At 73.6% G+C, this 15731-nt stretch carries 17 protein-coding genes; 11 read left to right on the forward strand and 6 right to left on the reverse strand.

The genetic code is table 11. From position 1 onward, the window contains the following. The first annotated feature begins 11 nt into the window (after positions 1-11). From tuf to OG625_RS32695, 3 genes are all read left to right on the forward strand, one after another. Positions 12-1193: an elongation factor Tu gene (gene tuf, locus OG625_RS32685; protein ID WP_329388169.1), complete on the forward strand. Its 1182-nt coding sequence runs from the start codon at positions 12-14 to the stop codon at positions 1191-1193. A gap of 171 nt (positions 1194-1364) precedes the next feature. Further along, complete coding sequence (locus OG625_RS32690; protein ID WP_329388171.1) at positions 1365-2210, forward strand: patatin-like phospholipase family protein; 846 nt, start codon at positions 1365-1367, stop codon at positions 2208-2210. Between the two features lie 78 nt (positions 2211-2288). Beyond that, positions 2289-3080, forward strand: a complete 792-nt coding sequence (locus OG625_RS32695) for a spermidine synthase (RefSeq protein ID WP_329391166.1) — start codon at positions 2289-2291, stop codon at positions 3078-3080. A 51-nt stretch (positions 3081-3131) separates the two neighbouring features. Here OG625_RS32695 and OG625_RS32700 read toward each other — a convergent pair whose 3' ends face one another. Both OG625_RS32700 and OG625_RS32705 read right to left on the reverse strand, forming a co-directional pair. Next, complete coding sequence (locus OG625_RS32700) at positions 3132-4469, reverse strand: MFS transporter (protein ID WP_329388173.1); 1338 nt, start codon at positions 4467-4469, stop codon at positions 3132-3134. Between the two features lie 69 nt (positions 4470-4538). After that, the gene (locus OG625_RS32705) at positions 4539-5555 is read right to left on the reverse strand and encodes a hypothetical protein (RefSeq protein WP_329388175.1); all 1017 of its coding nucleotides are present in this window, start codon (positions 5553-5555) and stop codon (positions 4539-4541) included. 96 nt (positions 5556-5651) lie between these two features. Here OG625_RS32705 and OG625_RS32710 point away from each other — a divergent pair, with 96 nt between their 5' ends. The 5 genes from OG625_RS32710 to OG625_RS32730 all read left to right on the forward strand — a co-directional run bounded on the left by OG625_RS32710 (position 5652) and on the right by OG625_RS32730 (position 10591). Next, positions 5652-6113: a DUF4442 domain-containing protein gene (locus OG625_RS32710; protein ID WP_329388178.1), complete on the forward strand. Its 462-nt coding sequence runs from the start codon at positions 5652-5654 to the stop codon at positions 6111-6113. A gap of 182 nt (positions 6114-6295) precedes the next feature. Beyond that, complete coding sequence (locus tag OG625_RS32715) at positions 6296-6496, forward strand: DUF2191 domain-containing protein (protein WP_329391168.1); 201 nt, start codon at positions 6296-6298, stop codon at positions 6494-6496. Positions 6497-6640: 144 nt separating this feature from the next. Continuing rightward, positions 6641-9163, forward strand: a complete 2523-nt coding sequence (locus OG625_RS32720; RefSeq protein ID WP_329388180.1) for a beta-glucosidase family protein — start codon at positions 6641-6643, stop codon at positions 9161-9163. A gap of 58 nt (positions 9164-9221) precedes the next feature. Beyond that, the gene (locus tag OG625_RS32725) at positions 9222-9890 is read left to right on the forward strand and encodes a DedA family protein (protein WP_329388182.1); all 669 of its coding nucleotides are present in this window, start codon (positions 9222-9224) and stop codon (positions 9888-9890) included. Beyond that, positions 9887-10591: an ankyrin repeat domain-containing protein gene (locus OG625_RS32730; protein WP_329388184.1), complete on the forward strand. Its 705-nt coding sequence runs from the start codon at positions 9887-9889 to the stop codon at positions 10589-10591. The genes OG625_RS32725 and OG625_RS32730 overlap by 4 nt, the downstream gene beginning before the upstream one ends. A gap of 5 nt (positions 10592-10596) precedes the next feature. Here the strand turns inward: OG625_RS32730 and OG625_RS32735 are convergent, their stop codons facing one another. Then, positions 10597-11142 carry a gamma carbonic anhydrase family protein gene (locus OG625_RS32735; protein WP_329388186.1) on the reverse strand — a complete coding sequence of 182 codons (546 nt, stop codon included), beginning with the start codon at positions 11140-11142 and terminating at the stop codon, positions 10597-10599. A gap of 139 nt (positions 11143-11281) precedes the next feature. On the opposite strand from OG625_RS32735, the gene OG625_RS32740 reads away from it, so the two are divergent. After that, the gene (locus tag OG625_RS32740) at positions 11282-12028 is read left to right on the forward strand and encodes an acyltransferase (RefSeq protein ID WP_329388188.1); all 747 of its coding nucleotides are present in this window, start codon (positions 11282-11284) and stop codon (positions 12026-12028) included. Between the two features lie 6 nt (positions 12029-12034). Here OG625_RS32740 and OG625_RS32745 read toward each other — a convergent pair whose 3' ends face one another. Further along, positions 12035-12901, reverse strand: coding sequence for a DMT family transporter (locus OG625_RS32745; RefSeq protein WP_329388190.1), 867 nt, complete (start codon positions 12899-12901; stop codon positions 12035-12037). Positions 12902-13006: 105 nt separating this feature from the next. Between OG625_RS32745 and OG625_RS32750 the strand changes: the two genes are divergently transcribed. Then, complete coding sequence (locus OG625_RS32750; RefSeq protein ID WP_329388192.1) at positions 13007-13639, forward strand: helix-turn-helix domain-containing protein; 633 nt, start codon at positions 13007-13009, stop codon at positions 13637-13639. Here OG625_RS32750 and OG625_RS32755 read toward each other — a convergent pair. Together OG625_RS32755 and OG625_RS32760 are read right to left on the reverse strand one after the other, a co-directional pair. Next, positions 13630-14430 (reverse strand): HAD family hydrolase, encoded by an 801-nt coding sequence (locus tag OG625_RS32755; protein ID WP_329388194.1) that lies wholly within the window; start codon positions 14428-14430, stop codon positions 13630-13632. The two genes, OG625_RS32750 and OG625_RS32755, sit on opposite strands and share 10 nt — an antisense overlap. 144 nt (positions 14431-14574) lie before the next feature. Beyond that, positions 14575-14979 carry a CoA-binding protein gene (locus OG625_RS32760; RefSeq protein WP_329388196.1) on the reverse strand — a complete coding sequence of 135 codons (405 nt, stop codon included), beginning with the start codon at positions 14977-14979 and terminating at the stop codon, positions 14575-14577. Between the two features lie 88 nt (positions 14980-15067). Between OG625_RS32760 and OG625_RS32765 the strand changes: the two genes are divergently transcribed. Then, on the forward strand, positions 15068-15694 hold the full coding sequence (locus tag OG625_RS32765; protein ID WP_329388198.1) for a YigZ family protein: 627 nt from the start codon (positions 15068-15070) through the stop codon (positions 15692-15694). Positions 15695-15731: the final 37 nt, after the last annotated feature.

The raw sequence follows: 15731 nt of genomic DNA on the forward strand, positions 1-15731 counted from the left end.
GGGAAATCATCATGGCCAAGACGGCCTTCGTGCGGACCAAGCCGCACCTCAACATCGGCACCATGGGTCACGTCGACCACGGCAAGACCACCCTCACCGCCGCCATCACCAAGGTCCTCGCCGAGCGCGGGGGCGCCTCCTACGTGCCGTTCGACCGCATCGACCGGGCCCCCGAGGAGGCCCGGCGCGGGATCACCATCAACCTCACCCACGTCGAGTACGAGACCGACACCCGCCACTACGCCCACGTGGACATGCCCGGGCACGCCGACTACATCAAGAACATGGTGACGGGCGCCGCCCAGCTCGACGGGGCGATCCTCGTCGTCTCCGCGCTCGACGGGGTCATGCCGCAGACCGCCGAGCACGTGCTCCTCGCCCGGCAGGTCGGCGTCGACCACATCGTGGTGGCGCTCAACAAGGCCGACGCCGGGGACCCCGAGCTGACCGACCTCGTCGAGCTGGAGGTCCGCGAACTGCTCACCGCGCACGGCTACGGCGGCGACGGCACACCGGTCGTACGGGTCTCCGGGCTCGGGGCGCTGGAGGGCGACCCGCGGTGGACGGGGGCGATCGAGGCGCTGCTGGACGCGGTGGACACGTACGTGCCGACACCCGTGCGGTACACGGAGGCACCGTTCCTGCTGCCGGTGGAGAACGTGCTGACGATCACCGGGCGCGGAACCGTCGTGACCGGCGCCGTCGAGCGCGGCACCGTACGCCTCGGCGACCGCGTCGCCGTCCTGGGCGGCGAAGGCGAGCCGGTGGAGACGGTCGTCACCGGGCTGGAGACCTTCGGCAAGCCGATGGAGTCCGCCGAGGCCGGGGACAACGTGGCGCTGCTGCTGCGCGGGGTGCCGCGCGACGGGGTGCGCCGCGGGCACGTGGTGGCCGCCCCCGGCAGCGTGACGCCGAAGCGGCGCTTCACCGCGCAGGTGTACGTGCTCTCCGGGCGCGAGGGAGGCCGTACGACACCGGTCGCCACCGGCTACCGGCCGCAGTTCTACATCCGCACCGCCGACGTGGTGGGGGACGTGGACCTGGGCGGGGCCGGCCTGGCCCGGCCGGGGGAGACGGTCGCGATGACCGTCGAGCTCGGGCGGGACGTCCCGCTGGAGTCGGGGCTCGGCTTCGCGATCCGCGAAGGCGGGCGGACGGTCGGCGCGGGCACGGTGACGGCGGTGCTGGAGTGACGGCCGCGCCCGGGCCGGCGGAGTGACGGGCCTGCCGGAGCGGTTTCGGTGCCCGAGCGGTTGACGGGCCGGATCACCCCCCGGCCCGGCTGACCGGACCCCCTGTGGTGACGGCGGACCTGCTGCGGCAGACTGCCGTCACCACAGGCATGCGCGGAGGGGTGGGCGGCGATGGGCGGCGACACGGCACTGGTGCTCGGCGGCGGCGGACTGACCGGCGTCGGCTGGGAGTGCGGAATCCTGTACGGGCTCGCCCGCGAGGGAGTCGACCTCACCACCGCCGACCTCGTCGTCGGCACCTCGGCCGGTTCGGTGGTCGGCGCCCAGCTCACCTCCGGACTCCTCACGCCGAAGGAGCTGTACGAGCGCCAGCTCGGCGCGGCCACCGGCGAGATCCCCGCGAAACTGGGCGCGAGCGTCATCGCGCGGTATGCCTTCGCGATGGTGCGCTCGCGCGACTCGACCGCCTACCGGCAGCGGGTCGGCGAGCTGGCCCTGGCCGCCGACACGGGCGCGGAGGCCGAGCGGCGCGAGGTGCTCGCCGCCCGGCTGGTCTCCCACGAATGGCCCGAGCGGCGTTTCGTGGTCACCGCCGTGGACGCGCTCACCGGGGAGCCCGCCGATTTCGACAAGGAGAGCGGCGCCGGGCTCGTCGACGCGGTCTCGGCGAGCTGCGCGGTGCCGGGCGTGTGGCCGCCGGTGACGGTCGGCGGACGGCGGTTCATCGACGGCGGAGTCCGCTCCGCCACCAACGCCGACCTGGCCGCCGGCTACGCACGGGTGGTGATCATCGCGCCGATCTCGCTCGGCTCCGGGCTCGTCCCCTCACCGGCCGCCCAGGCCGGGCGCCTGCGGGCGGCGGGGGCGCGGGTGCTGGTGATCAGCCCGTCGGCGGCGGCCCGCAAGGTGTTCGGGCGCAACGTACTGGACCCCGCCCGGCGCGACCCGGCGGCCCGGGCGGGCCTGGCGCAGGCCGCCGAGCACGTCGCCGAGGCCGCGGATGTCTGGACGGGCTGAGCCCGGGCCGACAATGGTGGGGTGAGCGACGAACAGATCCCGGTGATCCGGGAAGTGGGCCAGGGCACCGCCAAACTGATGCCGGACGTGGACCGGGAGCGGGCCTGGCTGCTGACCGTCGACGGGGCGCCGCAGTCGTACGTGGACCTCGACGATCCGCTGCACCTGGAGTTCGAGTACGTACGCCGTCTCGCGCACGTCCTGGACTGTGCGGCAGAGCCGGGGCTCGGGCTGGATCTGCTGCACCTCGGTGGCGGCGCGCTGACCCTGCCGCGGTACGCGGCGGCGACCCGGGCGGGCTCCCGGCAGACGGTCGTCGAATTCGACGCGGGCCTGGTGGAGCTGGTCGCCGGGCACCTGCCAGTGCCGGAGGGAGCCGGGATCACGGTGCATGCCGCCGACGCGCGGGCCTGGCTGGAGGCGGCGCCGGCGGGGAGTGCGGACGTGGTGGTGGCCGATGTGTTCGGCGGCTCCCGGGTACCGGCCCAGCTGACCTCCGCGGAGTACGCGCGGGAGGCGGCGCGGGTGCTGAGGCCCGGCGGGCTGTACGCGGCGAACCTGGCCGACGGGGCGCCGTTCGACTTCCTGCGGTCCCAGCTGGCCAACTTCGGCGAGGCCTTCGCGGAACTGGCGCTGATCGCGGAGCCGGCGGTGCTGCGGGGGCGGAGGTTCGGCAACGCGGTGGTGTTGGCGTCGGATGCGGAGTTGCCGGTGGCTTCGCTCGCCAGGTCGTGCGCGGGCGACGCGTTTCCCGCCAGGGTGGTGTTCGGTGACGGGCTCGCCCGGTTCATGAGGGGGGCCCGGCCGGTGGCCGACGCGGACGCGCAGCCGTCCCCGGCCCCGCCGGAGGGTGCGTTCAGCCTGGGCTGAGGGGGCCGCCTGCCGCGCCGCGTCCCGGGGCTCCGCCCCGGACCCCGCGGCTCACACGCCGGCGGGGGTGGACGTGGCCGACGCCGGAGGCGCCGGGTCCGGGGCGGCGGTACCGGAAGCCGGGTGCGGGCCCGACTTCTCGTGCTCCCGCCGGGTCAGGTTCCGGACGTCCGGGATCAGGAGGACCAGCGCGGTGGCCAGGACCACCAGGACCGCGCAGCCCCACAGGGCCTCGCTGCGGCCGAAGGCCGATTCGGCCGGGCCCGCCAGGGCGGTGGCCAGCGGGAGCAGCGACACCGAGCCGAACCAGTCGTAGGCCGAGACCCGGGAGAACTTCTCCTCCGGTATCTCCTGGTGAAGGCTCGTCATCCAGTTCACGCCGAACACCTCGATGCCCGCGCCGCTGATGAACATCATCACGCACAGCCCCCACACAGGCAGCGGCACGGCGAGCCCGGCCGAAGGCAGCGCCAACGGGAACACGCACAGGGTGCCGATCAGCAGCAGTCTGCGCGGCTTCCACACCATCATCAGGACCGCCCCCGCGATGGTCCCCACCCCGAAGAAGGCCAGCGCCAGGCCCCAGGGTGCCGGACCGCCGAGCTGGTCCCGGGCGACCAGGGGCCCGTAGACCGCGTCGGCGGCGCCGACGACGGCCACGACCACGGAGAACTGGAGCACGATGCTCCACAGCCAGGGGCGGGTACGGACCTCCACCCAGCCCTCGCGCAGATCGGTGAGCAGGCCGCCGCTGCGGGACCGGTCGGCGGTGGGGGCGACGTCGAGGAAGGCGCGCAGCGCGCCCGCGATCGCGAAGGCGGCCGCGTCCACGGCCAGGACCCAGCCCGGGCCCAGGACGGCGATCATCGCCCCGCCGAGGGCCGCGCCACCGATGCCGGCGCCGTTCATCGCCATGCGGAACAGGGCGAAGGCACGGTTGGAATGCTCGCCTGAGACGGTGGCCAGCAGCATGCCCTCGGCCGCCGGGTTGAAGAAGGCCGTGCCGGTGCCGCACAGGGCGGTCAGCAGCATCATCTGCCAGAGCTGGGGGTCCCCGGTGAGGACGAGGAGGGCGAAGGCGCCCTGGGAGAGGCAGTTCAGGGTGTTGGCCGCGACCATCACGTGGTGGCGCGGCACCCGGTCGGCTATCGCGCCGCCGATGAGCAGGAAGAGGACGAGCGGCAGCGTACGGGCCGCGGCGACGAGGCCGAGGTCGCCGGCGCTCCCGCCGGCGTCCTGGACCGCGAAGGCGGCCGCGATGAGCGCTCCGTGGCTCCCGAGGTTGGTGATCACCGCCGCGCTCGTGAGGAGCGTGTAGTTGCGGCCTGCCCATTCGGGTCGGCGGCGGCCTGCGGGCGTGCGGGAGGAGGCGGTGCGGGGAGAGCTCACTACGGGACTATCACCGCACCGGGCCGAGAATCCAAACGGATTGTCTGCCCGGTGCGGGGGCGGAGAGGGTCAGCTCGTGGTCAGGCGGACCGTGCTGAGGACCTTGTCCATCGTCTCCTGCTTGACCTCGTCCGGGACGCCCGCGGCGCTGTGGAGGATCCAGGAGGAGAAGTCACCGTTGGTGGTCTTGAAGCTGAAGGCGATGGACTTGCCGTCGGAGGAGCACTTGTGGTCCTTCGCCAGATTGGAGGCCGTGGCGGTCGCCATGTGGCCCTTCAGCCCGGAGGAGGTGGTGTACTCCTTCGCCTCGGAGACCTTGACGGACTCCTTGGGCGCCTTCTGTGCGTAGGCTCCCAGGACCCAGGAGCCGGCCGCGTTGCGCACGGCCTCGGCCGTGTCCTTCGCGCCCTGACCGCCCTTGGTGCCGGTGCCGGCCAGGTCGTAGGTCTCCTCGTCGCCGTCCTTGTCGGCGTCGACCTTGCACCAGTTCTCCTTGAGAACGGCGGGTGCGCTCATCATCACGAACGGGGAGCCGTCGTTCTTGATCTTGTCCTCAAACCCGATGGACATGCCGGCGCCCAGCACGTTCCACTCCGGCGGGACGTCGAAGGCCGTGCCGTACTTCGGGTTGACCACGACCTTCCAGCCCGGGACAACCGGCTTGACCTCGCCGCCGGCGCGCGGGTTCGGGCTGCTGCCAGCCGGGGCGGGCTCGGTGGTGGCGGGCGCCGAAACGGAGGCGGCGGGCTTGTCGTCGGCCTGGTTGGTCTTGTTGTCGTCCCGGGTGAAGACGTACGCACCGGTCGCCGCGGCCGCCACGATGACCGCGGCCGCCGAGACGATGGCCACCGTCTTGGTCTGGTAGGGGCTCCCGCCGCCGCCCTGGGGCTGTGCGGGCTGCTGGGGCGGGCCCCACTGCTGGCCGGGAACGGTCGGGGGCTGCTGGTACCCGGGCTGCTGCGGGTATCCGTAACCGGGCTGCTGCTGGTACGGGTTCGGCTGCCCCGGCTGCTGCTGGTACGGGTTCTGTTGCGCGCCCTGGGGGTTCTGCTCGCCCCCGGGCGGCTGCTGCTGTCCTGGCCACATGGCCGGTAACGATAGTGGGAGAGGGCCGCATGGGCCACGGCCGCCCCCTGCCAGGGTCTGGCCAATCCTGCTTACTCGTGGGTAACATCGCTCTTCATGAGCGCAGATCAGATGAACGTGGGCGAACTGCTCGCCGCGACGGTGCCGATGGCCCGGACCCTGAACCTCCAGTTCCTGGAGACCACCCCCGAGCGCGCGGTCGTCCGCCTCCCGGACCAGCCCGAGTACCACAACCACGTCGGCGGCCCGCACGCCGGCGCCATGTTCACCCTGGCCGAGTCGGCGAGCGGCGCCATCGTCCTGGCAGCCTTCGGTGCCCAGCTCTCGCGCGCCGTCCCCCTCGCCGTGAAGGCCGAGATCGGCTACAAGAAGCTCGCCAAGGGCGTCGTGACCGCCACCGCCACCCTGGGCCGCCCGGCCGCGGAGGTCATCGCCGAACTCGACGCGGGCGGCCGCCCCGAGTTCCCGGTGACCATCGCCATCCAGCGCGAGGACGAGGCCGTGACGGGCGAGATGACGGTCGTCTGGACGCTGCGGCCGAACGACCAGGGGAAGTGACCCGAACCGGGTAGCGCCCGTGCGCCGCGGCCTCCTGCACCCCGTTGTGGTGGGCCCTCGGCGGGTGAGGCCGGCGCGGCGAAACGTGTCGCGAGGCGTGGTGTCGGGCGAGCGTCCGAACGCCAAGGCGCAGTACACCCGCTGCCGCTAGAGTCCCTCGCACGACGATGGAGGGAGTACCCGTGGCCAAGGTCGACATCAGCCTCGACGCAGAGCTCGTGGTGGAGGTGATGGTCCTCGCCGGGGTCGGGTCGCCGCAGGACGCCGTGGAGGCCGTCGTACGGGACTACATCGCGCGCGGGCACCGCACCGAGGCCCGGGTGCAGCAGCGGGACGAGCCCGAGCGGAAGCACGAGAGCCTGCCCCCGCCGCCGCAGGGCTGAACCTCGGCGGGCGCGGTGGCGCGTCTCGGCGGGACCCGCCGGTGCCCGGCGCACAGTGGGCGGGGGAGCGGCCCGGCGCGGGCCGCTCCCGCCGACCCTCCCCCAGACTCCGTCTGGGGGTGCCCCCAGCCGCAGGGAGCGCCCATGAGCGAGGCCGTGTCCAGACGTACGGCGATGCGGCTGCTCGGCACGGCGGGTGCGGCCGGCGCGGTCCTCGGGGCGGGCGGCTGCGTGGCTTCCGTACCCCCGGGCGCGGTGCCCCGCAAGGCCTCGTCCGCCCCCGCCCCGGCCGCGGCGGGGGCCGCGGAATCCGCCGGCGCCGCCAGGATCGACGCCCTGCTGGAGCGGCTCACCCTCGACGAGAAGACCGCCCTGCTGCACGGCGCCCGAGACCCCGCCTCCCTCGGCCAGGCCGGCTACGTGCCCGGCGTCCCGCGCCTGGGCATCCCCGCACTGCGCCTCGCCGACGGACCCGCCGGCGTACGGGTCGACCGGCCCGCCACCGCGCTGCCCGCCCCCGTCATGCTGGCCTCCGCCTTCGACCCCGTGCTCGCCCGCGAGTACGGCAGGGTCCTCGGCCGCGAGGGCCGGGCGCTCGGTCAGGACGTACTGCTGTCGCCCATGGCCAACCTCATCCGCACCCCGTACGCGGGCCGGAACTTCGAGACCTTCGCCGAGGACCCCCGGCTCACCGCCGACCTGGTCGGCGAGATGGTCCGCGGGATCCAGGACGAGGGGCTCATCGCCACCGTCAAGCACTTCGCCCTCAACAACCAGGAGCGCGGCCGCCACACCGTCGACGTGGTCGCCGACGACCGGACCCTCCACGAAACCGAGCTGCGCGGCTTCGAGGCCGCCGTCGCCGCCGGCGCGGGCGCCGTGATGGGCGCCTACAACAAGGTCAACGGGGTCCACGCCTGCGAGAACAAGCCGCTGCTCGACGAACTGCTGCGCGGCACCTGGGGGTTCGACGGCTGGGTGATGTCCGACCGGGACGCCACCCACAGCACCGTCGCCGCGATCGGCGCCGGGCTCGACATGGAGATGCCCGGCGGAACCCACTTCGGCGGCCCGCTGCGCCAGGCCGTGCGGGGCGGCACCGTGCCGGAGGCCTTCGTCGACCTCGCCGTGCACCGGATCCTGACCACCATGGACCGCTTCGGGCTGCTCGCCGCCCGGCCCGCCGCACGCCCCCCGCGCAACGCCGCCGCAGGAGCCCGGCTCGCCCGCAAGGTGGCGACCGCCGGCGCGGTGCTGCTGCGCAACGAACACGGCACCCTGCCGCTGACCGGCGCCGCCGCCCGCTCCCTCGCGGTGATCGGACCCACCGGCCAGGTCCCCTTCGTCGGCGGTGGCGGCAGCGCGCACGTGGTCCCCGACGGGGCGGCCGCCCCGCTCACCGCCATCAGGCAGCGCGCGGGCAACGGCTCCACCGTCCGCTACGCCCTCGGCGAGGACCTGTACGGCCGCCCGCTCCCGGCGAAGCTGCTCACCCCGGCCGCCGACCTGGACGACCGGAGCGTGGAGGCCGGCCGGAGCTGGAGCCACGAGGGCGAGTTCCGGCTCGCCGAGGACGACGAGTGGACCCTGCTCGTCCACTACACCGGGCAACGGCCGGGCGTACGCCTCGACGGGGAGGAGCTGTTCCCGGTACGGCAGGGGGTGGCCGAGCGCTACGCGGGCGGACTGCTCGGTTCCGCACCCGACGGGATGAGCGTCCGCCGCCGCACCCTCACCCTCAAGGCGGGCACCCACCGGCTCTCCGTGACCGCTCGGGGCGGGGCCAAGGGGCAGCGGTTCCGCCTCCGGCACACCACGAAGGCGACCCGGGCCGCCGATGTCGCCGAGGCGGTGCGGACCGCGAAGGCGGCGCACAGCGTGGTCCTCTTCGCCTACGAGGACGCCACCGAGGGCAGCGACCGCACCTCCCTGGCCCTCCCGGGCGGGCAGGCCGGGCTGATCGAAGCCGTCGCCGCCGCGAACCCGCGCACGGCCGTCGTGCTCAACACCTCGTCCGGTACGACCATGCCGTGGCTGGCCCGCACCGGGGCGGTCCTCCAGATGTACTACCCGGGCCAGGAGGGCGCCGGCGCCACCGCCGACGTCCTCTTCGGGGACGTGGACCCGGGCGGCCGCCTCACCCAGACCTTCCCGGCAGACGAGCACGCCACCCCGGTCGGCGGGGACCCGGTGCGCTACCCGGGGCTGGGCGGCCGGCAGGAGTACACCGAGGGCGTCCACGTCGGCCACCGCTGGTACGACGCGCAGCGGGTGGCTCCGCTCTTCCCCTTCGGGCACGGGCTCTCGTACACGACCTGGCAGTACGAGAAGCTGACGGTCCGCCCCGAAGGCGGCGGGCTGCGCGTGGAGTTCACCGTCCGCAACACTGGCCGCCGCAAGGGCACCGAGGTGGCCCAGGTGTACGTGGGCCCGTCCCCGGATCTGAAGCTCGACCAGCCGGTGCGCGCGCTGGCCGGCTACCGGCGGCTCACCCTCGCCCCGGGCACGGCGCAGCGGGTCACCGTGGACGTGGACGCCCGGGCGCTGTCGTCATGGGATCCGGAGCGGCGGACCTGGGTGCTGGGCTCCGGCCGTCGGGAGGTGTTCGCGGGCCGGTCCTCCCGTGAACTGCCACTGCGGGCGAAGGCGGTGGTGAGGAGCCGATAGGCTGCGCCTTCGGCGTGTCACAGGGGGCGCGCCGGCGACGACTCGGGAGGACGTACCGGTGGACATCCAGGAATGGCTGGAGACGATTCCGGCGGTGAGCATCTACCTCCTGGTGGGTCTGGTCATCGGACTCGAGAGCCTCGGCATCCCGCTGCCCGGCGAGATCGTCCTGGTCAGTTCGGCGCTGCTGGCCTCCCAGCACGGGGAGATCGACCCCGTGGTGCTGGCGATCTGCGCGATCACCGGGGCCATCGTCGGCGACTCGATCGGTTACGCGATCGGACGCCGCGGGGGCAAGCCGATGCTGGAGAAACTGGGCCGGCGCTTCCCCAAGCACTTCGGGCCGGACCAGGTGGCCATGGCGGAACGCTCCTTCGAGAAGTGGGGCATGTGGGCCGTCTTCTTCGGCCGGTTCGTGGCCCTGCTGCGGATCTTCGCCGGGCCGCTGGCGGGCGTGCTGCACATGCCGTACTGGAAGTTCCTGATCGCCAACGTCTTCGGCGGCATCCTCTGGGCCGGCGGCACCACGGCCGTCATCTACTCGGTCGGCGTCGTCGCCGAGCCGTGGCTGAAGCGGTTCTCCTGGGCGGCGCTCGCGCTCGCCGTGGTGTGCGGGATCGCGATGACGCTGGTGGTGCGCAACCGGATGAAGAAGGCCGCGACCGCCGCGGCACCCGAGGTCGCGGTTCCCGCGCAGGTCGCGGAGCGGGTTCCGGTCGGCGAGTGACGCGGCGCCGACCCGAGGGGGACTGGTCGGACGAGGGTCGGAAGGACCGCTACCTCACCCTGGCGAACGGGCTCGGCAGGGCGGCGGCGGCCGGTGACACCGAGCTGGTGCGGCGCCTGCTCGCCGAGGGGGCCGAGGCCGACGGCTGGGTGGTCGGGGGCCGCAGGGCACTGGACCTCGCCGTGTGCGCCGGGCACGCGGAGGCCGTCCGGCTGCTCCTCGCGGCGGGTGCCGATCCCCGGCTCGACGCCGGCCCGTACCACGAGACGACGCCGATGGCCCTCGCGGCGATGAACGGACACACGGAAGTCGCCCGGGCCCTGCTCGACGCCGGCACCTCGCCGGGCGGTGCCGGCGGAGGGTTTCGCTACGTACCGCTGGTCCTGGCGGCCACGTCCCTGGACAGCGGGAACCCGGAGCTCGTGGACCTGCTGCTGGACCGGGGCGCCGACATCGAGGAGCGGATGAAGGACTGCACCGCGCTCGACTGGGCCGCCCACTGGGGCTTCCCGCTCACGGTGGAGCGGCTGCTCGCGCGCGGCGCCGCCGTCACCGAGCGGACCTTCAGGGAAGGGCGGGCGGGGCAACTGCGCACCGCCCGCGAGGAGACGTCTTCCCGTGGCTGGCCGGGCCCTGGGCCGCGCAGCCATGACTACAGGGCCGTCAGGGCCCTGCTGCTGGCGGCGCGGGAATCCCGCTAGCGGGACTACGCCTCCGGGGTCACCGAGGCGCGGTGCTGCTTGGCCAGCTCCACGTACATCGCGGCGTTGATCCGGATGTGCTCGCGCTCCTCCTCGGTGAGCTCGCGGCGCACCTTGGCGGGCACGCCCGCGACCAGTGAGCCGGGCGGGACCACCATGCCCTGCGGGACCAGCGCCTGCGCGGCCACCAGGGAACCCGCGCCGATCACCGCGCCGTTCAGGACGGTCGCGCCCATGCCGATCAGGCAGTCGTCCTCTACCGTGCAGCCGTGCACGACCGCGTTGTGGCCGATGGACACGCGCTCGCCGATCGAGACCGGGAAGCCCGGGTCCACGTGGAGCGTGCAGTTGTCCTGCACGTTGCTGTCGGCACCGAGGACGATCGGGCCGCAGTCGGCGCGCAGCACCGCCGAGTACCAGATGCTCGCGCCGGCGGCGAGGGTGACGTCGCCGACCACGACCGAGGTGGGCGCGGTGAAGGCCGTCGCGTCGATGTCGGGGTTCTTGCCGCCGACGCCCGCCACGAGTGCCTGGGCCGCCTGGTACGTCATGTTCTCTTCCTTCGTCTCTCCGGATGCCGCTGCCGCGCTCACAGCACCGTAGGGCACGCCGGTCCCGGTGCCCGCGATGGGGTGAAGATCACAGGATGGTGGCCCGGACGACCGCCGCCGGGCGCACTACCGTGGCCGAGTGCCGAAGAACCAGAACACGTTCTCATCGCTGACGGCCCTGCGCCGCGGGCTGGCGAACCGCGCGGTCCACGCCGGCTGGCGCTGGATGCAGCAGGCCGGCGCGGTCACCGCGCAGACCCCGGGGCGCCTGCGGTTCGGAGCGATCGGGCACGGCACCCGGCTGGCCTTCCCGCAGGGCACGGTCTTCGGCGAGCGCTGGATCCGCCTCGGCGAGCACTGCATCATCGGCGAGCAGGTCACCCTCACCGCAGGGATGATGCCGGACCTCGACCTGGGCGCGGAGCCGATGCTAGTGCTCGGCGACGGGGTCGTCATCGGCCGGGCCAGCCACGTCATCGCCGACGCCCGGATCACCATCGGGTCCAACACGTTCTGCGGTCCCGGGGTCTACATCACGTCCACGAACCACAGCTACGACGATCCGCACGAGCCCGTCGGCAAGCAGTGGCCGCGCAGCGCCCCGGTGGAGATCGGCCCGGGCTGCTGGCTCGGCACGGGCGCGGTGGTCCTGCCGGGCGCCCGGCTCGGCCGCAACGTCGTCGTGGCCGCGGGGGCCGTCGTACGGGGCGAGGTGCCGGACCACGCCGTGGTGGCGGGGGCGCCGGCGCGCATCGTACGACGGTGGCAGCCCGAAACCGGCTGGCAGCCGCCGCTGCGCACGCCGGCGCCGGTGCCGATCCCGGACGGGATGACCCCGGAACAGCTGCGCGGGCTCGCCCGGCTGGCGGAGGCGGAGCAGTCGTAGCGGCGGTCACCCCGCCGCGAGGAGGACCGTTCCGGCGAGGGCGAGGCCGGCGCCCGCCGCCTGTACGGTGCGCAGCCGTTCCTTGAGCACCGCGAAGGCGGCGAGCGCGGTGATCACCGGGTAGAGCGAGGACAGTACGGCCGCGAGCGTCACCGGGCCGTTCTGGGCGGCGATCGAGTACGTGCCGTTCGCCGCGACGTCGGCGAGGCCGACGAAGGCGAGCGCGGGCAGCATGCCCCACAGGATCCGCGGGCCGGTGCCGGCCGGGAGGGCCGGGGTGCCGCGCCGGGTCTGGACCCAGAGCGCGGCGCCGCCGACGGCGACATTGGTGACCCGCTGCACGAACAGCGCGAGGAACAGCCCGGTGAGGGTGGTGGAGGCCTGCGCGATCAGGGCCATCACCGCGCCGAACCCGAAGGCCGCGACCAGGGTCAGGACAACGGTCTGCCGCTGGACGGGGGCGCCGCGCAGCTCCGGGCCGCCCGCGAGGACGATGCCGACGACGGCCACCGCGATCCCCGCGAACTGGCCGAGGCCGGGCCGCTCGCCCAGCAGCAGCCCCGCGGTGACGGGCACGACCACCCCGAGGGAGCCGAGCGGGGAGACCACGCCCATGGGGCCGAGGGCCAGGGCCTTGTAGAAGCTGAGCATGGCCACCGGCCCGACGAGCCCCGCGCCGACCGCGAACCACAGCTGTGGGCCGGCCTCCCGCCAGGCGCCCGTACCGAGGACCACGGCGCCGAGCACGGCGACGGCGACGACCTGCGAGACCACGACCACCGTGAGCGCCGGTATCCGGCGGGTCAGCAGACCGCCGCCGAAGTCGGCCAGACCCCACAGCACGGCTGTGGCCAAGGCGAAGAGGGCGGTCATGGAGGGCCTCGCAGTACAGTGTGATGAACGGTGGGGTGCAGCATCGGGCACTCTGTACGGTAGTTCATTCTGCTGGACTGCGTCATCCAAAATATTGGACGGAATGTGTCGGATCTCGAACAGCTCACGCAGGCACTCGCCCGGAACCTCAAGCGCTGGCGAGGCGAGCGGGGGTTCACCCTGGACTCCCTGGCGGCCCGTGCGGGAGTGAGCCGAGGAATGATCATCCAGATCGAGCAGGCCCGTACGAACCCGAGCGTCGGCACCACGGTGAAGCTGGCCGACGCGCTGGGCGTCAGCATCTCCACGCTCCTCGACTACGACCGGGGCCCGCAGGTGCGGATCGTGCAGCCCGACCAGACCGTGCGGATCTGGTCGAGCGGGGCGGGCAGTTCGACGACGATGCTCATCGGCACCGACGAGCGCGGACCGATGGAGCTGTGGACCTGGCACCTGGTGCCGGGCGAGGGGACGGAATCGGCGGCGCACCCCTCCGGGACCATCGAGATGCTCCACGTCACCGCGGGGGACCTGACCCTGGTCGTCGGCGAGGAGGAGTTCCGTGTGCCGGCCGGGGCCGCGGCGACCTTCGAGGCGAACCTCCCGCACGCCTACCGGAACGACGGCGCCGTGCCGATGGAGATGACCCTCGCGGTGTCGGTCCCGCCCGTGTCGCCGCCGCTGCCCGCCCCGGCGCACGCCCACGTGGCCGGTTCGGACGGCGGCGCTCATAGCTGACCGGCCGCCCGGAGCCCCTCGCCCAGCAGCGGGTGCGTGGCGATCAGGTCGTGGCAGAGGGCGAGCGCGTCCTGCCGGTCGGCGGTGATCCAGCCCCGGTCCAGGGCCCAGCCGTGCAGTACGGGGTCCGGTTCGAAGGCCACGGCCACCCCGACCTGCTCGAACGCCTCCGCGTCGGAAGGCGAGTTGCCCATGGCGAAGGAGGCCCGCCGGTCGACCGGCCGCCTCCTGGTCGCCTCGCGCAGGGCGGCGCGCTTGCCGCCGGGCAGGGCCGGGGCGGTCTCCAGCGCCCCGGTGTAGCGCCCGTGGCGGAGCTCGGCCCGCATGCCGTGCGCCGCGCCGATCCCCAGTTCGGCCGCCGCGAGCCGGACGATCTCGTAAGGGCTCCCCGAGATCAGTACGGTGCGCAGCCCGGCGTCGTGCAGCAGTCCGACCAGCTCGGCGGCGAAGGGGAAGATCCGCTCCCGGGCGGCGGGCCAGGCCTCGGCGGTCGCGCGCTCCACGTCCGCGCGGGACGCCCCTGCCAGGGCCCGGCCGAGGTGCGCGTACGTCTCGGCCGCGGCCGGGGCGTGGGCCGTCGTGCCGTCGCGGCCGTGGTAGCCCGATATCGAGGCGAGGGCGGAACGGCCGGCCGCCGGGTCGCAGACGCCCCGGCTGATCAAGGCTTCCAGGAAGGGAGTGGCCATCGACCCGTCCGCGAGCGTGCCGTCGAGGTCCAGTACGGCGATCCGCTCGGCGAGCGGTTCGGCGAGCGGTTCGGCGAGCGGATCGGGGGTGCGGGCACGACTCATCACGGAACTCCCTCGTCGGGGCGGGTCGGTGGATGCGACTGACCCCGACGGGGAGGTGCGGTCTCAAGTATTCGTACCTTTTGGGTGGGTTCGATACCTGGGGCGCGTTGAACGGGTTGAATGAATCCGGCGGCCGACGCCCGGTCAGAGTGCGGGGATCTCGATCGCCGGGCAGCGGTCCATGACCATGTCCAGCCCCGCATCACGGGTGCGGGCGAAGGCCGCCTCGTCGACCACGTTCAGCTGGAACCAGACGGCCTCGGCACCGGCGGCGACCGCGGCATCGGCGACCGCCCCGGCCAGGGTGCTGTTCACGAAGACGTCCACCACGTCCACCTTGAACGGGATCGCCTCCAGCGAGGCGTACCCGGGCTCCCCGTGCACCGTCTCGGCCTTCGGGTGCACGGGGATCACGCGCTTGCCGAACTGCTTGAGTATCCGCGCCACCCCGTAGGCCGCCCGGTCCTGGTTGTTGGACAGGCCCACCACGGCCCAGGTGTCGCCGAGTTCGGTGAGGATCTTGCGGATGGTTGCCGGATCGCCGTACACGTGTGCCGCCTCCTGCTGCTCTGGACGTTGCCCTGCTCCGACTTCTCAACGGAAAAGACGCATGTCGGATTCCCCGTAGGCTGGGGAGGTGAAGGCAGACCAGTACGTGACGGTGGCCCGCGAGGGCGTGCACGAGTCGGAGATCAACCGCTCGCGGTTCCTGTGTTCGCTCGCGCCCGCCGCGACCGAGCAGGAGGCACAGGACTTCGTCGCGCGGATCCGCAAGGAGCACCCCACCGCCACGCACAACTGCTTCGCCTACGTGATCGGCGCCGACGCCGGCGTGCAGAAGGCCAGTGACGACGGCGAGCCCGGCGGCACCGCCGGGGTGCCGATGCTGCAGATGCTCACGCGGCGGGACGTCCGGTACGCCGTCGCCGTGGTCACCCGCTACTACGGCGGGGTCAAGCTCGGTGCGGGGGGTCTGATCAGGGCGTACGGCGGAGTCGTCGGTGAAGCGCTCGACGCGATCGGCACCGTCACCCGGCGGCGCTACCGGCTGGCCACCGTCACCGTCGACCACCAGCGGGCCGGAAAGACCCAGAACGACCTGCGCTCCACCGGCCGCACCGTCGTGGACCTGCGCTACGGGGCCGCCGTGGAGATCGAGGTCGCCCTGCCCGAGGCGGACCTGCCCGGCTTCGAGGCCTGGCTCGCCGACAGCACGGCGGGCAGCGCCACCCTCACGCTCGGCGGTGAGACGTACGCGCCCTGAGCGCCCCGGGGACGGGTTAGCGTAGAGGGGTTCATCG

Source organism: Streptomyces sp. NBC_01351 (assembly GCF_036237315.1).
Taxonomy (GTDB): Bacteria; Actinomycetota; Actinomycetes; order Streptomycetales; family Streptomycetaceae; genus Streptomyces.